General features: G+C 69.3%; 3 protein-coding genes. 2 read left to right on the top strand and 1 reads right to left on the bottom strand.

Features of this window, described 5'->3' with window-relative positions; translation table 11 throughout:
• On the bottom strand, positions 1-329 hold a 329-nt coding region (locus WA965_RS29565; protein ID WP_526448312.1), incomplete at its 3' end, for a glycosyltransferase family 2 protein.
• Between the two features lie 91 nt (positions 330-420).
• Between WA965_RS29565 and WA965_RS29560 the strand changes: the two genes are divergently transcribed.
• The gene (locus WA965_RS29560; protein WP_526298141.1) at positions 421-1,218 is read left to right on the top strand and encodes a carotenoid biosynthesis protein; all 798 of its coding nucleotides are present in this window, start codon (positions 421-423) and stop codon (positions 1,216-1,218) included.
• Positions 1,215-2,140: FAD-dependent oxidoreductase (locus WA965_RS29555; protein ID WP_526448311.1), on the top strand; the 926-nt coding region annotated here is incomplete at its 3' end. The genes WA965_RS29560 and WA965_RS29555, both read left to right, overlap by 4 nt.

The raw sequence follows: 2,140 nt of genomic DNA, 5'->3' as shown, positions 1-2,140 counted from the left end.
CCCGTCAGCACCCGCAATCGGGGGTCGCCCGCGGCCACCGTGGTGACGACGTCGGCGGTGCCGTCGCTCGAGCCGTCGTCGAGCACCAGGATCTCGGCATCCGCCAGCCCCCGCTGTGCGAGCAACGAACGAATCGTCGGCTCGATACGATGGGCTTCATCGCGGGCCGGAACGAGAAGGGATACCGCAGCGGCCACCGGCGGCGGATTCTGCGGCGGCCGTCGCAGGAGCCGCAGATTGACCAGCTGGTGCGCAGCGCCGAGACACGCCAGTGACGAACCCGTGACGACTAGCGCCGGGAGCGGTTTGGCGAGTCGCGCTGAGGGCACCTGAAAACTCTACGGGCCCTCGCAGCGACCGCCACAGCGCGGCGGCGCACAACACGAGAATGGGCTGCTTGCCCTGATGGAGGTAGTACGCGTGGCGTTGGCCCTGCCTGTCCGGTCGATGCGGACGATTCAACCGGTGTGGGTCCTGGTGGCCGCGGCGATCGCAGTCCAGATCATCTACCCGCTGATTCCCGATGGCTCCCGCAACGGGATCACGGTGGCCAGCGTGGTGGTCTTCTTCCTGGCCGCCGTCGCCGACGTCATCCGGCTGCACGGCACGTCGGGCGCGGTGGTGTTGATCGCCGTCGCCGGCGGTGGTGGTCTGCTCGCCGAGTCGATCGGAGTGACCACCGGGTGGCCGTTCGGTGCCTACACGTACGCGGGAACACTCGGCCCGCAGCTTCTCGGCGTCCCGGTGGTGATTCCACTGGCCTGGGTGATGATGGCCTGGCCGGCGCTGGTCGTCGCGCGCACCCTCGCCACCCGTGGAGCCGCGGTGATCGCGGTCGGCGCCGTCGCGCTGACCTCCTGGGATGTGTTCCTGGACCCGCAGATGGTCGCGGCCGGGCACTGGACCTGGTCGAACCCCTCCCCCAGCCTCCCGCTGGTGCCGGGCATCCCTCTGACCAACTACCTCGGGTGGCTGTTGGTGACGACGTTGATCATGGCCGCCCTCCACGTCGCACTGCGACGTCACGACCGCCCGTCGGCGCCGGCGGCGACGCTGTACCTGTGGGTGTACTTCTCGTCGGTCATGGGGCACTTCGTGTTCTTCGGCCTGCCCGGATCGGCGGTCGCCGGTGGACTGGTCATGGGAACGGTCGCGATACCGTTCGCGATCACACTGCTGCGTCGACGAACAGACACCACCCGTCAGGAGCGCACATGACCGACTCCCTCACCAGCCGGGCCGCGCCGTTTCGGATGCACCCCCGCCGCCTGGTGACGCCCGACCCCCTGCTGCCGCGCGACGTCGCCCCCGGAACCGAAGCCGTCGTGGTCGGCGGCGGCATCGCCGGGGTCTCGGCCGCCATCGTGTTGGCTGAACGCGGCGCCCAAGTCACGCTGCTCGAAGCCAACGATCACCTCGGCGGGCGGCTGGGCGCGTGGCCCGAGCGGCTGCCGGACGGCAGCGAGCAGTACGTCGAACACGGATTCCACGCCTTCTTCCGGCACTACTACACGTGGCGCTCGATCCTGCGCCGTGCCGATCCCGCCCTGTCATTCCTCGAGCCGGTCGACAGCTACCCGGTGATCTCGGCGACCTGGCCGGCCGAGGACCTGTCGGGACTGCCCGCCGCACCGCCGCTGAACCTGTTGGCTTTGATCCTGCGGTCGAAGAGCCTCAGTCGCCGCGAAATGACCAACGCCGACCCCGACACTGGTCGAGCGTTGCTGGCCTACGATCGCGCCACCACGGTCGCCGAACTCGACAACGTCGATGCCGCAACGTTCCTCGACGGCCTCGGCATGACCGAGCGCACCCGCAGCATGCTCTTCGAGGCCTTCGCCCGGTCCTTCTTCTGCAATCAGGGTGAACTCTCCGCCGCGGAACTCGTGGCGATGTTCCACTACTACTTCCTCGGCAATCCCGAGGGCATCGGCTTCGACGTGCCGAACACCGACCACGCAACGGCGATCTGGCATCCCCTGCAGCGGTATCTCGAACAGCGCGGCGGCACCGTTCGCCTCGGCACCGCAGTCTCGGGCGTCGCCCCGGACGGCCAGGGTTGGCGCGTCGACGCCGGAGACGGCGCACTGACGACCCGGCACCTGGTCCTCGCTCTGGACCCCGGGGCACTGCGTGCGCT

The sequence above is a fragment of the Mycobacterium sp. genome (assembly GCF_049683935.1).
In the GTDB taxonomy this organism is placed as follows: Bacteria; Actinomycetota; Actinomycetes; order Mycobacteriales; family Mycobacteriaceae; genus Mycobacterium.
Note: the sequence above shows the minus strand (reverse complement) of the source record. Positions and strands in the feature narration are given on the sequence as shown.